This is a genomic window from Bradyrhizobium sp. 191, assembly GCF_023100985.1.
GTDB lineage: Bacteria > Pseudomonadota > Alphaproteobacteria > Rhizobiales > Xanthobacteraceae > Bradyrhizobium > Bradyrhizobium diversitatis.
Genome location: NZ_CP064692.1, coordinates 562,536 through 581,882 on the forward strand (window position 1 = coordinate 562,536; position 19,347 = coordinate 581,882).

Sequence of the window (19,347 nt, forward strand, 5' to 3'; positions counted from 1 at the left end):
CCGCCCGGCCAAACCGGGCGGTTTTTGGTTGGCGAGGTCAGTTTCGATGCGACGTGCAATAGTTCTCGGCGGCGGCATGGTCGGTGTGAGCGCGGCGCTGCACCTGCAGCAGCGCGGTTGGTCCGTCACGCTCGTCGACCGCAGGGAGCCGGGCCGCGAGACCAGCTACGGCAATGCCGGGATGATCCAGGCGGAAGCGGTGCGCCCCTATCCCATGCCGCGCGACTTCGCCTCGCTCTTGAAGATCGCAACCGGCCGCACCAACGACGTGCGCTACAGCCTCTCCTCCCTCCATCTCCACATCGAGCCCCTGCTTCGCTACTGGTGGCATTCGGCGCCGAAGCGGCATCGCGAGGCGATCGAGGCGTGGGCACGGCTGATCGCCTACGCGACGGCCGAGCACGACATCCTGATCCGCGAGGCGCATGCCGACAATCTCATCCGCCGTGCCGGCTACCGAGCGTTGTTTCGCGACCCCGCTTCACTGGATCTCTCGATCAAGGCCGCGGAAGAGGATCAGCGCGAATTCGGCGTGAACTTTCGCGTGTTGTCGGGCAGCGAACTCGCCAAGGCCGAGCCGATCCTGCGCGACGATCTCCCCGGCGCGATCCATTGGCTCGACACCTGGACCGTGTCGGATCCCGGCGCTCTGGTCACTGCCTATGCCGAGTTGTTCGAGCGCCTCGGCGGCACGATCGTGCTCGGTGATGCGCAGTCGCTGCAGCAGACCGCGACCGGCTGGTCGGTCGACACCGACAGCGGACGCCTCGATGCGCCCGACACCGTCGTGACGCTCGGGCCGTGGTCGCCCGACCTCCTCCACAAATTCGGCTATCGCATCCCGCTGGTGCGCAAGCGCGGCTACCACATGCATTACAGCGGCGGCGCGTCGCTCGACCTGCCGCTGATCGACAAGTCCGGCGGCTATGCCATGGGTCCGATGGCCAAGGGCATTCGCATCACGACGGGAGCGGAGCTGACGGGGCCGGATGCGCTGGCAACACCGGTGCAGCTCGCCAGCGCCGAAGCCTCGGCACGCGAACTGATCGACCTCGGCAAGCGGGTCGAGCCGGACCCGTGGTTCGGCACGCGGCCCTGCACGCCCGACATGCTCCCGGTGCTCGGCCGCGCCCCGCGCCACCCCGGCCTCTGGATGAACTTCGGCCATGGTCATCAGGGCTTTACGCTGGGACCTGCGACCGGCCGCCTGCTCGCCGAGATCATGAGCGGCGAGACGCCGGCGGTCGACCCCACGCCATACCGGCCCGAGCGGTTCTAGTCCCATAGAAAAACGGCTGATCGAGGATGCTGATCGAGGATCTCGACCAGCCCTGTCATTCCAAGATCTGACGGCGCGGCCTGCGCCGTCGGACGCGGCTTGCAGATCAGTCCGTCGTGATCGCCGTCTCCATGTCGGTCGGATCGATCTGCTTGGCGAGGTTGGCGTTGAGCTTGTCGCGGTCGAGCTCGCCTTCCCACCAGGCCACGATCACGCAGGCGACGCCGTTGCCGCACAGATTGGTCAGCGCGCGGCACTCGCTCATGAACTTGTCGATGCCGAGCACGATCGCCATGCCCGGCACGAGGCGTGGATCGACGACGGCGAGCGTCGCCGCCAGCGTGATGAAGCCCGCGCCGGTGATGCCGGAGGCGCCCTTCGAGGTCAGCATCGCCACCACCAGGATCGTGAGCTGCTGGCCGAAGGAAAGATCGACGCCGAGCGCCTGCGCGATGAACAGGGTCGCCAACGTCATGTAGATGTTGGTGCCGTCGAGATTGAACGAGTAACCCGTGGGCACCACGAGGCCGACGACCGACTTGGAGCAGCCGAGCCGCTCCAGCTTCTCCATGAGGGACGGCAGCGCGCTTTCCGAGGACGAGGTGCCGAGCACGATCAGCAGCTCGTCCTTGATGTAGGCCAGGAACTTGAAGATCGAGAACCCTGCCACCCGCGCGATCAGGCCGAGCACGACGAACACGAACAGCGCCGCGGTGACATAGAACGTGGCGATGAGACCGACCAGGTTCAGGATGGCGCCGGTACCGAACTTGCCGATCGTATAGGCCATCGCACCGAACGCACCGATCGGCGCCGCGCGCATCACGATCGAGATCACACCGAACACCGCGTGCGCAGCATCGTCGATGAAGCTGCGAATCGTATGGCCGCGCTCGCCGAGGCTCATCAAAGCAAAGCCGAACAGCACCGCGAACAGCAGCACCTGCAGAATTTCGCCTTGCGCGAAGGCGCCGACAACGGTGTCGGGAATGATGTGCAGCACGAAGTCGACGGACTTCTGGCCGGCGGCCTGCTTGGCGTAGCCTGCAACGGCCGCCTCGTTCGCCGCCGCATTGCCGAAGCCGGAGCCCGGCTTGACGACATTGCCGACGATGAGACCGATCACCAGCGCGAAGGTCGAGACGACCTCGAAATAGACCAGCGCCTTGACGCCGATGCGTCCGACCTTCTTGGCGTCCTGGATATGGGCGATGCCGGAAACGACGGTGCAGAAGATGATCGGGGCGATCACCATCTTGATCAGCTTGATGAAGCCGTCGCCGAGCGCCTTGATCCATTCGTTGGTGGCGACCTGCGGCCACAGCCAGCCGACGATGGCGCCGAGCACGATCGCGATCAGCACCTGGACGTAGAGGACCTTGTACCACGGCTTGGCGACGGGCGGCGCGACTGGCGCTCCCGCCATCGTTGTCGTCGTCATGGTTTCACTCCCCCTCAAAACACCGGCCAGCCAAGATCAACTTGGCCGGCCCTGTCAATTGGAACTGCTGGTTGTAGCGCGCTTTACCCGCGGCGCTCGACGATCCGGCGCGCCGCCGGCATCAGGGCCGCGCCGAGTGCATTCTTGACCAATGAGGCCGCAATGAACGGCACGATGCCGACCTGCCAGGCCTTGGCGGCGCCGAGACCCAGGCCAACAGCCAGCCAGCCGAAGCCGGCGGCCAGAATGGCGATATGGCCAACGGCCATCGCCGCAAACAGCAGCATCACGCTGCGATCCCAGCCGCGCTCGGCGAGCCAGCCGGTCACGAAGGCAGCCAGCACGAAACCGAACAGATAGCCCGCGGTCGGGCCGACCAGCGGAGCAATCCCACCCACGGGACCGGCGAACACCGGCAGCCCGATCGCGCCCTCGGCGAGGTAGGCAATCATGGTTGCGCTGCCAAGCCGCCAGCCATAGGCGGCGCCGATCATCAGCACCACCAGCGTCTGCAGCGTCATCGGCACATAGGGCAGCGGCAGGTTCACCTTGGCCGACAGCGCCATCAACGCGGTGCCGAGAACGATCAACACGACGGCACGCAGCGCGCCCACGGCTTCGCCCGGCCGGGTCGGCCACATCAAAGCGGCGAGAGAGGAATGTGGCGCAGCGGCGGACGGGACGGAACGGTCTGACAAGTTGAACTCCGGAAGGCTGAAGAAAACTGGGGCAGTTATTTAAGCCACTCAGCAATCCGGTCAACTGCCTCTCGCATCTCATCGAGCGAGCGGGCATAGGAAAACCGTATGAATGAACGGCCATGGATGGGATCGAAATCGACGCCGGGCGTTGCCGCCACGCGTGCCTGCTCCAGCATTTGCTTGGCGAACTCGAAACTGTCCGAGGTGAAGTCCGAGACGTCGGCGTAAAGATAGAAGGCGCCGTCGGCGGGCAGGAATCTCGTCAGTCCGGCCTTGGGCAATCCATCGATCAGGATACGCCGGTTTTCCTGATAGCCGTGTTTGATTTCCTCCATCTCGGCCGCGCCGTCGAAGGCAGCCTCTGCCGCGATCTGCGACAGCGACGGCACCGAGATCGAGAGGTTCTGTTGGAGCCGCTCGATCGGCCGCACCAGGATCTCGGGCACGACCATCCAGCCGACGCGCCAGCCCGTCATGCAAAAATACTTCGAGAACGAATTGATCACGAGTGCGTGCTCGGACAGCGCCGCCGCCGTCACGGCTGGAAACGCGTAATCGAGCCCGTGATAGATCTCATCCGAGATGAAGCGGATGCCTGCGTCTTCCGCGGCCGCAATGAGGCCGGCGAGCGCTTCGCGGGACATCATCGTGCCCGTTGGATTGGCGGGGCTGCCGACCAGCACGCCCTTCAGCGGCGCCTTGCGATGGGCGGCGATGAGCGCCTCACCGGTCAGCGCGTGGCGCGTCTCGTTCGTGGCTTCGATCAGCACCGGCTCGCAGCCGAGCGCGGTGAGAATATGACGGTACGGTGGATAGCCCGGCACCGTCACGGCGACGCGATCGCCGGGCTCGAACATCGACAGGAAGGCTAGGATGAAGCCGCCGGAGGAGCCGGTGGTCACGACGATCCGCTCGGGGCTGACGTCGCAGCCATAGGTGTCGCGATAATGGCGCGCGATGCGCTCGCGCAGACTGGGGATGCCGAGCGCGGAGGTATAATCGATCCGTCCGGCCTCCAGCGCCGCATGGGCGGCGGCGATCGCGGTCCTGGGCGCGCCGGCCGCGGGCTGGCCGACCTCCATATGGATGACATGACCGCCGGAGGCCTCGATTCGGGCCGCCGCCGCCATGACATCCATCACCATGAACGGGGGAACATCGCTGCGGCGGGAGGGCTCGAGCCACTGCCCCAACCGGTTCCTCAAGGTCGCATCGTGCATCGATTTCTGCTATTCGCTGGCGGACCGGATCCGTCCGGTCCGGAATACAGGGCACTTGCGCCCCAGACTGGCCGCATTGTACGGCTCATAAAGGGCACGGCTCACAAGGGGCATATCGCGGATCCGGTCTGCCGCCAATCGCCAAACCAATCACGAAACTGCTGACCAAGACCGTTTGACCAGACCGCTCGATGTTGCTCAGGATCGCATTGCGCCAGAAGGCCTCCGCTCTCACCGCCCTCGTCACGGCCGCGGCCATCGCGCTGACGCCGTTCTCGGCCGCGCGGGCACAAGCCAAGGGGCCGCCGGTCCTGCGCGACACCGAGACCGAGCAGCTGCTGCGCGAATACACCCGTCCGATCCTGCGCGTCGCGGGTTTGGAGAAGCAGAACATCCAGATGGTGATCATCAACGACGGCTCGTTCAACGCGTTCGTCGCGGACGGCCGCCGCATCTTCGTCAATTGGGGCGCGATCCTCCAGTCGGAGACGCCGAACCAGATCATCGGCGTGCTCGCCCACGAGACCGGACATCTGGCCGGCGGTCACCTGTCCAAGCTGCGCGAGCAGCTTGCCACGGCCCAGACCCAGATGATCATCGCGATGCTGCTCGGCGCCGGCGCAATCGCCGCCGGCAGCACCCGCAGCTCGAGCGCCGGCAACAACGGGCTGGCCAATGCCGGCGCGGCCGCGATCGCCGCTCCGCAGGAGATGATCCGCCGTACGCTGCTATCCTACCAGCGCCAGCAGGAGGAGAACGCCGACCGCGCCGGCGTGAAATTCCTGACTGCGACCCAGCAATCGCCGAAGGGCATGTACGAGACCTTCAAGCGCTTCACCAGCGAGAGCCTGTTCGCTTCGCGCGGCGCCGATCCCTATCTCCAGTCGCATCCGATGCCGGCCGAGCGTGTCGCCGCACTCCAGGAATTCGCAGGCACCAGCCCATACTGGAACAAGAAGGACGATCCCGCGCTTCAGCTCCGGCACGACATGGTCCGCGCCAAGATATCAGCCTTCATGGAGCGGCCGGAGACGGTGTACCGCCGCTATCCCCAGACCAACGACAGCCTGCCGGCGCGCTATGCCCGCGCCATCAGCACCTATCTGCACGGGGATTTGCGCAGCGCGCTCACTCAGATCGACGCGCTGATCCAGGTTCAGCCGAACAACCCCTACTTCTACGAGGTGCGCGGCCAGGCGCTTTTGGAGAGCGGCAAGCCGGCGGAGGCGATCGCTCCCCTGCGCAAGGCAGCGCAGCTCTCGAACAACGCCCCCCTCATCGAGATGTTACTTGGGCAGGCTCTGGTTGGAACCGATAATAAAGCCTACACCGACGATGCCGTTCGGATTCTCCGCGCTGCGGTGGCCCGAGAGCCCGAGGCGGCACTCGGTTATACCCAGCTCGCAATGGCCTATGGCCGGAAGGGAGACTACGCCGAGGCCGATCTCGCCTCGGCCCAGGCCGCTTATTTGCGCGGCGACAACAAGACCGCCCGCGAGCTTGCAACGCGCGCGAAGACCCGTTTCGCCATCGGCACGCCCGGATGGGTCAAGGCCGACGACATCGTGGCGGCGAAGCCGCCGCGCAACTGACGCAACTCGAACGACGCCCGATACCACGACGTCACGACACCGAGCTTAAGTCCGCCGGGACGTTTATCGAAACCTGCTTTGGATAAGAGGATTTACCTATGCCTTCGCTGCGCCTGCTTGCTCCCGCATTGTTCGCGCTCGCCATGTTCGGCGCAGCCGTGCCCGCGTCGGCCGACAGCTTCTCCGATGCCCAGCGCACCGACATCGAGACCATCATCAAGAACTACCTCGTCAGCCATCCCGAGGTGCTCGAGGAGGCCATGGCCGAGCTCAGCAAGCGTCAGGCCGCGGCCGAGACGCAGAAGCACGAGGCCAGCATCGCGCAGAATGCCGATGCGATCTTCAATTCGCCGCGCCAGGTCGTGCTCGGCAACAAGGACGGCGACGTCACCTTCGTCGAGTTCTTCGACTACAATTGCGGCTACTGCAAGCGCGCGATGGACGACATGCTGACCATCATGAAGAGCGATCCGAAGCTGAAGGTCGTGCTGAAGGAGTTTCCGGTGCTGAGCCAGGGCTCGGTCGAAGCGGCGCAGGTCGCGGTCGCGGTGCGCATGCAGGATCCCACCGGCAAGAAATATCTCGACTTCCACCAGAAGCTGCTCGGTGGCCGCGGCGCCGCCGACAAGGCGCGCGCGATTCAGGCGGCGAAGGAAGCCGGCCTCGACACCGCTCGAATCGAGAAGGACATCGCCAGCCCCGAGGTGCGCGCCACCATCGAGGAGAACTTCAAGCTTGCCGAAGCGATGGGCATGAACGGCACGCCGAGCTACGTCATCGGCAAGCAGATCGTGATCGGCGCTGTCGGCGTCGAAGGCCTCAGGGAAAAGATCGGCATCGCCCGCTGCGGCAAGGCGACCTGCTAAGGCGACTTGCTGAAGGCGCCGTTCGCAACTCGTGCATGCAAAAGGGCCGGCTGAAGAGCCGGCCCTTTTTTCGCGCGCCCAACATTGGCGTCTTCGTGCAAAGTCGTTCATCCAGCGTTCAACAAACAAATGCCGCGGAACAGACGAAGTTCCGGAACAACTCAAATCTCCTTTCGTTGTCGGCGCGGGCAATGACGCAGGAAACACGTGAGGAGAATTTCAATGTTGAACCGCTTTATGATCTCGGTTGCCGCAGCTGCACTCGTCGCGGGGACCGGTTTGGCAAACGCACAGGGCAGCATGGGCCGCGACAGCGGTGGCGGCGCCGGTGGCTCGCAGCAGATGCAGCACTTGCAGCCCTCCGGCGGCGCCGCAGAGCGCGGCGGCTCGATGGGGCGCGACTCCATGAGCCATGACAAGGGCACCGTCGGTCAGGCCGGGGGCTCCAGCACGATGAAGTCCGATCGCGCCTCGGAAGACAAGTCCGGTGCGATGAAGGACGAGCGCCCGGGCGGCGCCATGAACAAGAACGCGGCCGAGGACAAGGCCGGCGCCACCAAGGGCCAGCGCACCGATGATCGCGCGCAGGGCCAGATGGACAAGTCCCAGCAGGACAAGTCCAAGAGCATGAGCCAGGACACCAGCAAGTCCGGCAGCAAGGACCAGAAGGACATGAAGGCTGAGGGCAGCAAGAGCGGCACCTCGACCAACAACGCCGAGAACCGGCCGGGCACCGGCACGAACCAGAATGCTCAGGGCCAGAGCTCGACCACTGTCGGCCAGGCTGGCGCCGCTGCCAAGCTTTCGACCGAGCAGCGGACGCAGATCACGTCGGTGATCCGCGAGCAGCGCGTCGCTCCGGTGACGAACGTGAACTTCTCGATCTCGGTCGGCACCCGCATCCCGCGCGAGGGCATTACGCTGCACGCCCTGCCGTCGCGGGTCGTGACCATTTATCCGGAGTGGCGGACCTACAGGTACGTCCTGGTCCGCGATGAGATCGTGATCATCAATCCGGACACCTACGAGATCGTGGCGGTCCTGAACGCCTGAGGCAGGATACCGGCAAGCTCGGGGCGGGCAGCGATGCCCGCCCCTTTGCATTCGTTCCGCAGCCATGCTTCGGACTGGTTAACAAGCAATTTCCGTAGTTTCCGCACAGGTTTTTGCGCACTGGGTGAGGTGCTTGAACCCGCCCCTGAGGCCCTTCGAGGCTTCCCCTCACGCGCTTTGTTACCTATAACCCCGCCACGCCGAAGCACCTCTTTCCGGGATTGGAATGGCCGAAACTGCAACCGACACGATCCTCGTCCTGAACGGGCCGAACCTCAACATGCTGGGGACGCGCGAGCCCGAAAAGTACGGTCATGCGACGCTGGCCGACGTCGAGGCGCTGTGCCGGGAGACAGCGGCGACCTTCGGCCTGAAGGCCGACTTCCGGCAGTCCAACCGCGAAGGCGAGCTGATCGACTTCATCCATGAGGCGCACCGGCACAAGATGAAGGGCATCGTCATCAATGCCGGCGGCTATTCCCACACCTCCATCGCGCTGCACGACGCACTGCTCGCGGTGCAGATCCCGACGGTCGAGGTGCACGTGACCAACATCCACGCCCGCGAGAGTTTTCGTCACCATTCCTACACCGCACGCGCGGCCTTCGCCTCGCTCTGCGGTTTCGGCATCGAGGGCTATCGCCTCGCCATCCAGGGCCTTGCCGCCAAGCTCGGCATCAAGCCCACCGCCTGACGCTCCCTTCCAACAGAACATTCGGATCAAACAACATGGCGCGCCAGCCAGACGACAAAGCAGCCGCAAAGTTTTCCAGCGAGGATTCGGCGCTCATCCGCGAGCTTGCCTTGCTGCTCGATGAGACCAGCCTGACCGAGATCGAGATCGAGCGGGCGGGGCTGCGCCTGCGCGTCGCCCGCAACATCAGCGTGGCCGCGACCATGCCGCTGCCAGTGGCAGCCGCTCCTGCCGCCATGACGGCGGCTGCAAGCGCGGCCGCGACCGCCACTGCCGCTTCCGATCTGTCGAAGCATCCCGGCGCCGTGACTTCGCCGATGGTCGGCACCGCCTATTGGGCGCCGGAGCCGGGCGCCAAGCCGTTCATCGAGGTCGGCACCAAGGTCTCGGTCGGCCAGACGCTGCTGATCATCGAGGCCATGAAGACGATGAACCAGATCCCTTCGCCGCGCGCCGGCACGGTGACGCAGATCCTGGTCGAGGATGGCCAGCCGGTCGAGTACGGCGAGCCGCTGGTGATCATTGAGTGACGCGAATGGGGAATAGCGAATAGCGAATGGCGTCAGCCTTCCCTACTCGCCATTCGCCACTCGCCATTCGCTGCAGGACAACATGTTCGACAAGATCCTCATAGCCAATCGCGGCGAGATCGCCCTTCGCATCCTCAGGGCCTGCAAGGAGCTCGGGATCGCGACCGTCGCCGTGCACTCCACGGCCGACGCCGACGCCATGCATGTTCGGCTGTCGGACGAGAGCGTCTGCATCGGGCCGCCGTCGTCCAAGGACAGCTATCTCAACGTGCCCGCGCTGCTCGCGGCCTGCGAGATCACGGGCGCCGATGCCGTGCATCCTGGTTACGGCTTTCTCTCCGAGAACGCGCGCTTTGCGGAAATCCTCGCCGAGCACAATCTGCATTTCATCGGCCCGAAGGCCGAGCACATTCGCCTGATGGGCGACAAGATCGAGGCCAAGAAGACGGCGAAGCGCCTCGGCATTCCCGTGGTGCCCGGCTCCGATGGCGCGGTCGGCCCCGACGACGACGCGATGGCGATCGCCAAGGCGATCGGCTTCCCGGTGCTGGTGAAGGCGGCGGCCGGCGGCGGCGGCCGCGGCATGAAGGTCGCGCACAGCGAGGCCGACCTCCAGCTGGCGCTGTCGACGGCGGCCAACGAGGCCAGGTCCGCCTTTGGCGATGCGTCCGTCTATCTTGAAAAATATCTCCAGAAGCCGCGCCACATCGAGATCCAGATCCTCGGCGACGGCCGCGGCGGCGCCATCCATCTCGGCGAGCGCGACTGCTCGCTGCAGCGCCGGCACCAGAAGGTCTGGGAGGAAGGCCCCTCGCCCGTACTGTCCGCCGCGGCGCGGGCCAGGATCGGCGAGACCTGCGCCAAAGCGATGCGCGAGATGAAATATCTCGGTGTCGGCACCATCGAGTTCCTGTTCGAGGACGGCGAGTTCTACTTCATCGAGATGAACACCCGCATCCAGGTCGAGCATCCCGTCACCGAGAGCATCACCGACATCGACCTCGTGCTGGAGCAGATCCGCATCGCCGCCGGCGGCGACCTGCCCGCCAGGCAGGACGAAATCCAGGTCATCGGCCATGCGATCGAGTGCCGCATCAATGCCGAGAACCCGCAGACCTTCCGCCCCTCACCCGGCCGGATCATGCAATATCATCCGCCCGGCGGCCTCGGCGTCCGGATCGATTCCGCCGTCTATCAGGGCTACACGATCCCGCCTTATTACGATTCACTCGTCGGCAAGCTGATCGTGCACGGCAAGACCCGCGCCGAATGCCTGATGCGGCTGCGCCGGGCGCTGGACGAGATGGTGGTCGAAGGCATCGAGACCACGCTGCCGCTGTTCCGTGCACTGGTGCGCGAAGACGACATCATCAACGGCGACTACCACATCCACTGGCTGGAGCAGTATCTCGCCGGCAAGCCGGAACCTGAAGCGAGTTAGTCCTCCTCTTGTGGAACCCTTTGGCCCCAATCGCGTTCTGGACGGTTGGGGCCAGTTCCAAAGGGGGGGCGTTTTGATCTTCATTGAGCGCAGACAGGTGAACCGCCGTGACGGCTGAAGGCCAGCGACGGCGCGCATTCTGGCAGATCCTGCTGTTCGCGGCGGGCCTTTTGGTGCTGACGGTGATCAGCGCCGGCTCCGTCTATCTCGTCAACAAGGCGCGGGAAGACAGCAAATGGGTGGTTCACACCATCGAGGTGGAGAACCAGATCAACGCCCTGCTGCTCGAAATCCGGCGCGCCGAGAGCGGCGTTCGCGGCTATCTCCTGACGCAGGGGGAGAATTTCAGGGTCGACCATGAAAAGGCCGTGGCGGCAATCATCCCCGCCCTCGACAAGCTGACGCGCCTGAGCGGCGACAATCCCGGGCAGCGCGAGAACGTCGAAAAGCTGAGCGCGGCGATTGAAATCCGCCTCGGCCAATTCGCGCAGGAAATGGTGTTCATCCAGCAAGGCCAGCCGGACAAGGCCGCGGCACTGGTGCGTGAGGCCGCGGCCCAGGACACCACGACGAGGATCGCCACCGTCGCGAACGCGATGGCCCAGGAGGAGGAGCGCCTGTTCCGCCTCCGCACTGCCAACTCCGACCACAGCCAGACCCTCGCCGCGTCGATGACCGGCATCGGCTCCGGCCTCGTGGTGGTGCTGGCGATGCTCTCGATCTGGCTGGTACGGCGGTCGGCTGGCGCCCGGGACGAAGCCGAAGCACGCCTGCGCGATGCCAACGTCAATCTAGAGGCCGTCGTCGACGAACGCACGGCAGACCTGCGCGAAGCCAACGACGAGATCCAGCGCTTCGCCTATATCGTCAGCCACGATCTGCGCTCGCCACTCGTCAACATCATGGGCTTCACCAGCGAACTCGAGGAGCTCGGCGGCGACATTTTCCGCCGCATGAGCAGCCTCGCTCATGTCTCTGCGGAGGGAGCACCGCTGGCCCCCGCCGGGCCGGGCGAGATCGCGCTCGAGGGCGCCGACAAGCAGCTCTCGGAGGATTTTTCCGAAGCGCTCGGCTTCATCAAGACGTCGATCGCCAAGATGGACCGTCTGATCTCGGCCATTCTCAACCTCACGCGCGAGGGCCGGCGCGAATTCCAGCCGGTGAAGATCGACACGCGCGAGCTGATCGAGGCCATCGTCTCGACGCTGGCGCACCAGGCGGCTGAGGCGCAGGCCGAGATCCACCTCGAGCCCCTGCCAGACCTCGTGAGCGACCGTCTCGCCCTCGAGCAGATCTTCTCGAACCTGATCGACAATGCGATCAAATATCTCAAACCCGGCATGCCCGGCGAGATCCGAATCCGCGGGCGCACCAAGCTCGGCTACGCTATCTTCGAGATCAGCGACAACGGCCGCGGGATCGATCCGAAGGATCACCAGCGGATATTTGACCTGTTCCGCCGCGCGGGAACCCAGGACAAGCCCGGCCAGGGCATCGGTCTTGCGCATGTCCGTGCACTTGTGCGTCGCCTCGGCGGCACCATGTCGGTATCATCGGAACTGAACGCAGGCAGCACCTTCACGATCACGCTGCCGATCGCCTGGAATGTGAGCAACCGGAACACAGATCGATGACCCAGCCTGTCACCATCATCATGATCGAGGACGACGAGGGCCACGCCCGCCTGATCGAGCGCAACATCCGCCGCTCCGGCGTCAACAACGAGATCGTCTCCTTCCAGAACGGCACGGACGCGATGATGCACCTGTTTGGTGCAGACCGCTCCGGACTGGTTCAGAAGGGCAACGCGCTCTTGATCCTGCTCGATCTCAACCTCCCCGACATGACCGGCATCGATATCCTGAAGCAGATCAAGGAGAACAAATATCTGAAGGCCTCGCCCGTGGTGGTGCTGACCACCACGGACGATTCCCAGGAAATCAAGCGCTGCTACGAGCTGGGCTGCAACGTCTACATCACCAAGCCCGTCAACTACGAGAATTTCGCCAATGCCATCCGGCAGCTCGGCCTCTTCTTCTCGGTCATCCAGGTCCCGCCCGCCGCCACATGAACCAGCCCACGCCGACACTGCTCTACATCGACGACGACGACGCGCTGGCGCGCCTGGTCGACCGCGGCCTGACGCGGCGCGGCTACAGGGTCGTTCACGCCGCGAGCGGCGAGGAAGGTCTCGAGCGCATCCGCCGCGCCGGCGCCGAAGGCGGTATCGATGTCGTGGCACTCGATCAGTACATGCCGGGCCTCGACGGGCTGGAGACGCTCGAGCAGATCATGGCGATCCCGGACGCACCGCCGGTCGTATTCGTCACCGCCTCGCAGGATTCCAGCATCGCGGTCACCGCGCTGAAGGCGGGTGCGGCCGACTATCTGGTGAAGGACGTCCAGGGCGACTTCATCCCGCTCCTCCACGTCGCCGCCGATGGCGCGCTGCGCCAGGCCGCGCTGCAGAGGGCGCGCGAGGAAGCCGAAGCCGAGATCCACGCCTCGCGCGACCGCTACGCCGCGCTCGCCGCCGAACGCGAGCTCCTGCTGCGCGAGGTCAACCACCGTGTCGGCAATTCGCTCCAGATCATCGCCTCGTTGCTGCACCTTCAGGCGAGCTCCGCCGCGCAGGACGAGGTCAAGGCGGCACTGACCAATGCGATGGGCCGCGTCGCCGCGGTCGCGCAGGTGCACCGCCGCCTCTACACGTCGCAGGACCTGAAAAGCGTGGTCCTGAACCAGTATCTGGACTCGCTGCTCGAGGATCTCCGCCGCTCGGCCGAAGGTAACCGGATGTCGCGCCTGACGCTGAAGGCCGAGCCGATCGAGATCGATCCGGACCGCGCGGTCGCCGTCGGCATCATCGTCAACGAGCTGGTGATGAACGCGGTGAAATACGCCTATCCCGACGGCGCCGGCCCGATCCATGTCGAGCTGGTCTCGCAGGGCGACGATCTCCTGCTCTCGATCAGCGACGATGGCGTCGGCGACAACGTCAAGGCCGATCCGCGCTCCACCGGCATGGGCCAGCGTATCGTCGCCGCCATGGCTTCCAAGCTCGATGCCTCGGTCGAGCGCGATCCCGCGCATTCCGGAACCAGGGTCGTGCTGAAGTTCGGCCGCGTGCCCGCAGCCCCCGTCAAGGCCGGCACCGCCGCAGCGAGCTGACCTCGCGCCCGGTTGCGCCGCCCATCGCAACCGCATTGCGATCCTGCTATGATGGCAAACCATGACTTCGCGCGACTCCGCCCCGTCTGAAATCACGCCGGCCGTGCTGCTGCGCGCTTATGCCTGCGGCATCTTCCCGATGGCGGAAAGCGCCGATGATCCGACCCTGTTCTGGGTCGAGCCGGAATTGCGCGGCGTCATCCCGCTCGACGGTTTTCGCGTCGCCTCGCGGCTTGCGCGCACCGTACGGTCCGACGCCTTTCGCGTGACCGTCAACACCGCCTTCAAGGCGACGATCGCCGGCTGCGCCGCGCCGCAGACCGGACGCGAGGACACCTGGATCAACAAGCGCATCCGCGACCTCTATGGCGGCCTCTTCGAGCTCGGCCATTGCCACAGCGTCGAGGCCTGGCAGGGCGACGACCTCGTCGGCGGGCTGTACGGCGTGAGCCTCGGACGGGCCTTCTTCGGCGAGAGCATGTTCCACACCGCGCGCGATGCCTCGAAGGTCGCGCTGGTGCATCTGGTCGCGCGGCTCATCTATGGCGGCTTCGAGCTGCTCGACACCCAATATGTCACCGAGCATCTGAAGAGCTTCGGCGCGGTCGAGATTTCGCGGCGACGCTATACGGCACTGCTCGACAAGGCGCTGGCGGGCGAACCAGGCGATTTCCTGAGGCTCTCCGACGGCGAAGCGATCCCCGGCGCACGCGCGCTCGAGATCATCGCCTCGCGGCAATGATCGACAGCGGGGCTCGATCTTAGCGGCCGAACCCGGGGATACCGAACAGACCTGGCCGCTGCTCCGGCGGCGGCGGTGGCGGAGCCGGTTGCTGCTGCGGCGGTGGCGGCAAGGGCTGCGGCGGACGCTGCTGCACGGCCTGCTTGGGCGCAGCCTTCTTCTGCGCGGGCGGCGGAGCTGCGGGCTTGGTCGCAGGATCCGGTGCCGCGGTCGCAACGGTCTGCTGCGGCTCTTTGCAGTCGGTCAGCCAGATGTCGTAGATCGGATGCTCGACGCCGTGCAGGCCCGGGCTTGCCGCATACATCCAGCCCGAGAAGATGCGCTTCACCTCGCCCTGCAAGGTGATCTCGTCGACCTCGACGAAGGCATCGGTGTTGGCGGCCTCCGTCGCCGGCCGCGTATAGCAGGCGTCCGTCTTGACCCTGAGCGCGCCGAATTGGACGGTCTCGCCGATCTCCTCGTCGAAATTGATGATGCGCCCGGTGATCTTGTCGAGGCCGGAGAAGGTCGCCTTCTTGTTCACGATCTTCTGGGCCGGGGGCTCGGTCACGACCTCGTCGCCCGGCTGGAGGCTTGCCGGGGTCTGCGGGACCGTGCCCGGCGCACCCTTCTGCTGGGGCTGGCGTTGACCAGGCACACCTTGCGGACTGGGCGGAGCGATCGCGGCGGACGGCGGCTGGTTTGGCGGCGCCACGGTCGAGCCGGGCGGCGGCGCCAGCGGCTGGCTCTCGACCGGCCCCGGCATCACGTTACCTTGGCGGCCGGGCGGCGGCGCCATCGGCCGCGACGGCAGCACGCGGCCCTGCGGCGGCAGCTCCGGTACCTCTTCGTCGTCCTCGGGGACCTGCGGCTGCGGCTGGCCGCGCGGGATGCTTCCGGGCGGCCGCAGCGGCGGCGGATCCGAGAAGATCGTGCCGATCTGCGCCTGGGCCGGCGTCGCGACGGTCAGCGCGGTGGCGGCCAGCAGTGCCGCAAGGCCTGTCAGGGAAAAGGTTTTGAACATCTCGCGCGGCTTCAACAGCGAATCGGGCTCGTTGGACATTTTACAGGGGATACCGCCGCTCGCAGGCCTCCGGTTAACACGGGGAATACGGCGGGGGAAGGGCGGCATCCCTGCCCTTCCCGGCGCGGTCTGGCCAGGCCAGCTCCCGGATGGGATAGTCATGAGCCCTCCCAGGGCCGAACGCGGGCGTTGCCCCGAAAATACCATCCAATGATAACCGGAAACTCCAAGGTCCCCCTTCATGCCCGTTGTGCTCGATCCCGATGCAGCCGCCGTCTACAAGGCCTTCCAGGAGGCCGGCCGCCCCGCCTACGAGACCCTGACCGCGGACGAAGCACGCGCCTATTATTCGCAGGCGCGGTTTGCCACCAATCCTGACGCGCCGGAGCTCGCGCGCGTCGCGCCGCTGGCGATACCGGCACCGCACGGGGCGATCCCAGCCCGTCTCTACGTGCCCAAGGAACCGCGCCAGCACGACGGCCTGTCGCCGGCGCTGGTGTTCTTCCACGGCGGCGGCTGGGTGATCGGCGATCTCGACTCCCACGACGTCGTCTGCCGCCAGCTCGCGGCCGAAGGCGCACTGATCGTGATCTCAGTCGACTACCGCCTCGCGCCCGAGCACAAGTTTCCCGCCGCCGCCGATGACGCGATCGCAGCGACCAGATGGATCGCCGCGCATGCGCGCGATCTCGGCGTCGACGCCTCGCGCCTGTCGATCGGCGGCGACAGCGCCGGCGGCAATCTCGCCGCGGTCGTGGCGCTCGCCGCGCGTGACGCTGGCGGCCCCGCGCTCGCGGGTCAGGTGTTGATCTATCCGGCGACCGATTTCGCCATGACGCACGCCTCCCATAGCGAGCCCGAGACCAGCGTGCTGCTGACGCATTCGGTGATCCGCTGGTTTCGCGACCACTACCTCAATGGCGCCGCCGACATCCACGACTGGCGCGCCTCGCCGGCGCGCGCGCAGAACCTTGCCGGCCTGCCCCCCGCCTACGTGCTGACCGCCGGCGCCGATCCCTTGCGCGACGAGGGCGACGAATATGCCGAGCGCCTCAGGCAGGCCGGCGTGCCCGTCACCTACAAGCACTTCCCCGGCCAGTTCCACGGCTTCTTCACCATGGGCAAGCTGTTGCGACAGGCCAACGTCGCCGTGAGCGAGATCGGCGTCTGGTTGAAGGGATTGGGCTGACCCCTCCCGCATGCCTTCCGTTCTTCGCCCCATCTTCGCTCTTCCGCTGCGCGGACTGACATGGCTCGGCAGCCAGGGCACCCGCGCGGTCGCAGCCGTCGTCTTCATCGCGGTCGCGGTGCCGCCGCTCGGCGCGCTGCTGCGCCCCTATGTCACCGAGGCGATCTTCCTTCTGCTCTGCATCTCCTTCATGCGGGTCGATCTGGCCGCGCTCTACGGCCATCTCCGCAGGCCGGCGCTGGTCGCGGCCGCCACGGCCTGGACCACGATCGGCGTGCCGCTGATCGTCGGATTGATCGCCCATGCAACGGGACTGACGAGCCACTCACCCGGCCTTGCTCTCGCGCTGATGCTCCAGGGCATGGCCTCGCCGATGATGGCCTCGCCCGCGCTCGCCGCGCTGATGGGGCTCGACGCCACCTTGGTGCTGGTCACGCTGGTGACCTCGACCGCGCTCGTTCCCTTCACGGCGTCGATGTTCGCGGGCCTGTTCCTCGACGGAATGCTCAGCATCTCGCCGCTTGCACTCGGCCTGAAGCTGCTCGGCATTCTCGCCGCATCCCTGCTGGCCGCGACCGTCGTCCGCTGGATCTTCGGCGCGAAGGCGATCCAGCGCCGGAAGCGGCCGATCGATGGCTTCAACATCATCATCCTGTTTGTGTTCGCGTCCGCAGTCATGGGGGATGTCGCGAGCGAGCTGGTGAGCCAGCCGGTGTTCACCATCGGCCTCGCGCTGCTGTCCTTCGCGATCTATTTCACACTGCTCGCGATCACCACGCTGCTGTTCCGCCGCATCGGCTATGAGCGCGCGCTTGCGCTTGGGCTGATGGTGTCACAGCGCAATCTCGGCCTGATGCTGGCGGCGACGGCCGGCGCGCTGCCGCCGGCCACCTGGCTCTATTTCGCGATGACGCAGTTCCCGATACATCTTGCGCCCTACATGCTGATGCCGATCACGCGGCGCTTGACGGAACGGGCAGATGCGTCCGGCGGGGCGGCGGCGAATGGCGCGACATAGGCAATCGCTTCATCAATTCAGGAATGCCGCCCCGTGAGCTACGACTGTTCATTCGCACCGACGCAGTCGAGGAACACGAACGCGGCGATCCCGTTGAAGCCTCTCACCGCAAGGAGGTTCGCGATGAAGTTTGCCACAATTCTGGTTCTCGGCTCGCTCGCCGTGGGCTCGGCAGCGAGAGCCGATCAACCCGGACCCGACTGGATGCCGATGGAGCAAGTGAAAGCCAAAGTCATGGAGTCGGGCTATTCGGAGGTCACCAAGCTTGAAGCCGACGATGGCCAGTGGGAGGGCGAAGGCGTCAAGAACGGACAGAAGATGGAATTCCATGCCGACCCCAAGACTGGCGCGATCGTGCGCGAAAAGCCGGATCGCTAGGCATTGTCGAGGTCCGCTTTTGCACGCGGACGTCACCGTTCCGCAGCGCGCCGAGTTCAAGAGTACGCGCCTATCCCACCCGCGCCGCGCGCCGCAGGGCCTGCGGCGGCTGGCCGAAGGCGCGGATGAAGGCGCGCCGCATTCGCTCGGGATCGCGGAAGCCGGTCGTTTCCGCAACGAGCTCGATCGCCTCGCGCGAGGACTGCACGCGCTCGCGCGCGACTTCGAGCCGCAGGCGCTCGATCGCCTTGGATGGCGTCGTGCCGGTCTCGGCGGCAAAGGCACGGGCAAAATGCCGAGCGCTCATGCCGGCGCGATCGGCGAGATCTTCCACCGTCAGCGGCGCGTCGAGATTTTCACGTGCCCAGGACAGCAGTGCGCCGAACCGCCCGTTCGGCGTCTTCAGCTCCAGCAGCGAGGAGAATTGCGACTGGCCGCCGCTGCGGCGGTGATAGAGCACGAGCTGGCGTGCGGTCTGCTGTGCGATCTCCTCGCCATGGTCCTCGGTGATCATCGCGAGCGCGAGATCGATGCCCGCGGAGATGCCTGCCGAGGTCCAGACATTGTCGTCCTTTGTGAAGATCTGGTCCGGCTCGAACTTCACCTTGGGAAAGCGCGCGACGAAATCGCGTGTCCGCCCCCAATGCGTGGTGGCGCGGCGGCCGTCGAGAAGTCCCGCTTCGGCGAGCACATAGGCGCCCGAGCAAACGCTCGCGACCCGAACGCCACGCTTTGCCAGCCGCTGCAAGAAGGCCCGCGTGACCTCGCAGCGCGCGGCATCGGCAACGCCCACGCCGCCGGCTACCACCAGCGTCGTGATCGCGTTCGCCGCCTTGAAGTCGCGCGCCATCATCTCGACCCCGGATGAGCTGCGCACGAGCCCCGGCTTGACTGCCAGTACGCGGATGGCCGGCGTCTTGCCGGTGCAGCGCGCTGCGATCTCGAACGCCGAGATCGGGCCTGCCGCATCGAGCAGCTGGAAATCCGGGAAGATCAGGATGCCGATCATGGGCCAACTCCTAACGATAT

Annotated in this window: 19 protein-coding genes; 14 read left to right on the forward strand and 5 right to left on the reverse strand. The window is 65.9% G+C overall.

From position 1 onward, the window contains the following. Positions 1 to 46: 46 nt before the first annotated feature. The gene (locus tag IVB23_RS02590; RefSeq protein ID WP_247802392.1) at positions 47 to 1,279 is read left to right on the forward strand and encodes an FAD-dependent oxidoreductase; all 1,233 of its coding nucleotides are present in this window, start codon (positions 47 to 49) and stop codon (positions 1,277 to 1,279) included. Positions 1,280 to 1,385: 106 nt separating this feature from the next. Here the strand turns inward: IVB23_RS02590 and IVB23_RS02595 are convergent, their stop codons facing one another. The 3 genes from IVB23_RS02595 to IVB23_RS02605 form a co-directional block, all read right to left on the reverse strand. Beyond that, positions 1,386 to 2,720 (reverse strand): dicarboxylate/amino acid:cation symporter, encoded by a 1,335-nt coding sequence (locus IVB23_RS02595; RefSeq protein WP_247802393.1) that lies wholly within the window; start codon positions 2,718 to 2,720, stop codon positions 1,386 to 1,388. Positions 2,721 to 2,803: 83 nt separating this feature from the next. Then, entirely contained in the window at positions 2,804 to 3,361 is a 558-nt protein-coding gene (locus IVB23_RS02600) for a biotin transporter BioY (protein WP_247804733.1), read from the reverse strand. 92 nt (positions 3,362 to 3,453) lie between these two features. Next, complete coding sequence (locus tag IVB23_RS02605; RefSeq protein ID WP_247802394.1) at positions 3,454 to 4,641, reverse strand: aminotransferase class I/II-fold pyridoxal phosphate-dependent enzyme; 1,188 nt, start codon at positions 4,639 to 4,641, stop codon at positions 3,454 to 3,456. 191 nt (positions 4,642 to 4,832) lie between these two features. Here IVB23_RS02605 and IVB23_RS02610 point away from each other — a divergent pair, with 191 nt between their 5' ends. The 10 genes from IVB23_RS02610 (at position 4,833) to aat (ending at position 14,730) form a co-directional block, all read left to right on the forward strand. Continuing rightward, on the forward strand, positions 4,833 to 6,233 hold the full coding sequence (locus IVB23_RS02610; protein ID WP_061876604.1) for a M48 family metalloprotease: 1,401 nt from the start codon (positions 4,833 to 4,835) through the stop codon (positions 6,231 to 6,233). A 98-nt stretch (positions 6,234 to 6,331) separates the two neighbouring features. Further along, positions 6,332 to 7,099: a DsbA family protein gene (locus IVB23_RS02615; RefSeq protein ID WP_247802395.1), complete on the forward strand. Its 768-nt coding sequence runs from the start codon at positions 6,332 to 6,334 to the stop codon at positions 7,097 to 7,099. 222 nt (positions 7,100 to 7,321) lie between these two features. Beyond that, complete coding sequence (locus tag IVB23_RS02620; RefSeq protein ID WP_247802396.1) at positions 7,322 to 8,152, forward strand: DUF1236 domain-containing protein; 831 nt, start codon at positions 7,322 to 7,324, stop codon at positions 8,150 to 8,152. Between the two features lie 226 nt (positions 8,153 to 8,378). After that, positions 8,379 to 8,846 carry a type II 3-dehydroquinate dehydratase gene (gene aroQ / locus IVB23_RS02625; protein ID WP_247802397.1) on the forward strand — a complete coding sequence of 156 codons (468 nt, stop codon included), beginning with the start codon at positions 8,379 to 8,381 and terminating at the stop codon, positions 8,844 to 8,846. 35 nt (positions 8,847 to 8,881) lie between these two features. Beyond that, positions 8,882 to 9,376 (forward strand): acetyl-CoA carboxylase biotin carboxyl carrier protein, encoded by a 495-nt coding sequence (gene accB / locus IVB23_RS02630; protein ID WP_061876600.1) that lies wholly within the window; start codon positions 8,882 to 8,884, stop codon positions 9,374 to 9,376. An 82-nt stretch (positions 9,377 to 9,458) separates the two neighbouring features. Beyond that, complete coding sequence (gene accC / locus IVB23_RS02635) at positions 9,459 to 10,817, forward strand: acetyl-CoA carboxylase biotin carboxylase subunit (RefSeq protein ID WP_197967943.1); 1,359 nt, start codon at positions 9,459 to 9,461, stop codon at positions 10,815 to 10,817. A 107-nt stretch (positions 10,818 to 10,924) separates the two neighbouring features. Beyond that, positions 10,925 to 12,451: a CHASE3 domain-containing protein gene (locus IVB23_RS02640; protein ID WP_197967942.1), complete on the forward strand. Its 1,527-nt coding sequence runs from the start codon at positions 10,925 to 10,927 to the stop codon at positions 12,449 to 12,451. Continuing rightward, positions 12,448 to 12,888: a response regulator gene (locus IVB23_RS02645; RefSeq protein ID WP_028177209.1), complete on the forward strand. Its 441-nt coding sequence runs from the start codon at positions 12,448 to 12,450 to the stop codon at positions 12,886 to 12,888. The genes IVB23_RS02640 and IVB23_RS02645 overlap by 4 nt, the downstream gene beginning before the upstream one ends. After that, positions 12,885 to 13,988: a histidine kinase dimerization/phosphoacceptor domain -containing protein gene (locus IVB23_RS02650; RefSeq protein WP_061876597.1), complete on the forward strand. Its 1,104-nt coding sequence runs from the start codon at positions 12,885 to 12,887 to the stop codon at positions 13,986 to 13,988. The genes IVB23_RS02645 and IVB23_RS02650 overlap by 4 nt, the downstream gene beginning before the upstream one ends. A 61-nt stretch (positions 13,989 to 14,049) precedes the next feature. Further along, positions 14,050 to 14,730, forward strand: coding sequence for a leucyl/phenylalanyl-tRNA--protein transferase (aat, locus tag IVB23_RS02655; protein WP_061876596.1), 681 nt, complete (start codon positions 14,050 to 14,052; stop codon positions 14,728 to 14,730). A 19-nt stretch (positions 14,731 to 14,749) separates the two neighbouring features. Here the strand turns inward: aat and IVB23_RS02660 are convergent, their stop codons facing one another. Beyond that, positions 14,750 to 15,772 (reverse strand): DUF2155 domain-containing protein, encoded by a 1,023-nt coding sequence (locus tag IVB23_RS02660; protein ID WP_247802398.1) that lies wholly within the window; start codon positions 15,770 to 15,772, stop codon positions 14,750 to 14,752. A gap of 202 nt (positions 15,773 to 15,974) precedes the next feature. On the opposite strand from IVB23_RS02660, the gene IVB23_RS02665 reads away from it, so the two are divergent. The 3 genes from IVB23_RS02665 (at position 15,975) to IVB23_RS02675 (ending at position 18,318) form a co-directional block, all read left to right on the forward strand. Further along, positions 15,975 to 16,922: an alpha/beta hydrolase gene (locus tag IVB23_RS02665; RefSeq protein ID WP_247802399.1), complete on the forward strand. Its 948-nt coding sequence runs from the start codon at positions 15,975 to 15,977 to the stop codon at positions 16,920 to 16,922. A 10-nt stretch (positions 16,923 to 16,932) separates the two neighbouring features. Next, positions 16,933 to 17,940 carry a Na+-dependent transporter gene (locus IVB23_RS02670; protein ID WP_247802400.1) on the forward strand — a complete coding sequence of 336 codons (1,008 nt, stop codon included), beginning with the start codon at positions 16,933 to 16,935 and terminating at the stop codon, positions 17,938 to 17,940. Between the two features lie 123 nt (positions 17,941 to 18,063). Continuing rightward, positions 18,064 to 18,318, forward strand: coding sequence for a PepSY domain-containing protein (locus tag IVB23_RS02675; RefSeq protein WP_239623380.1), 255 nt, complete (start codon positions 18,064 to 18,066; stop codon positions 18,316 to 18,318). Positions 18,319 to 18,388: 70 nt separating this feature from the next. Here IVB23_RS02675 and IVB23_RS02680 read toward each other — a convergent pair whose 3' ends face one another. Next, positions 18,389 to 19,327 (reverse strand): GlxA family transcriptional regulator, encoded by a 939-nt coding sequence (locus tag IVB23_RS02680; protein ID WP_247802401.1) that lies wholly within the window; start codon positions 19,325 to 19,327, stop codon positions 18,389 to 18,391. Between the last annotated feature and the right edge of the window lie 20 nt (positions 19,328 to 19,347).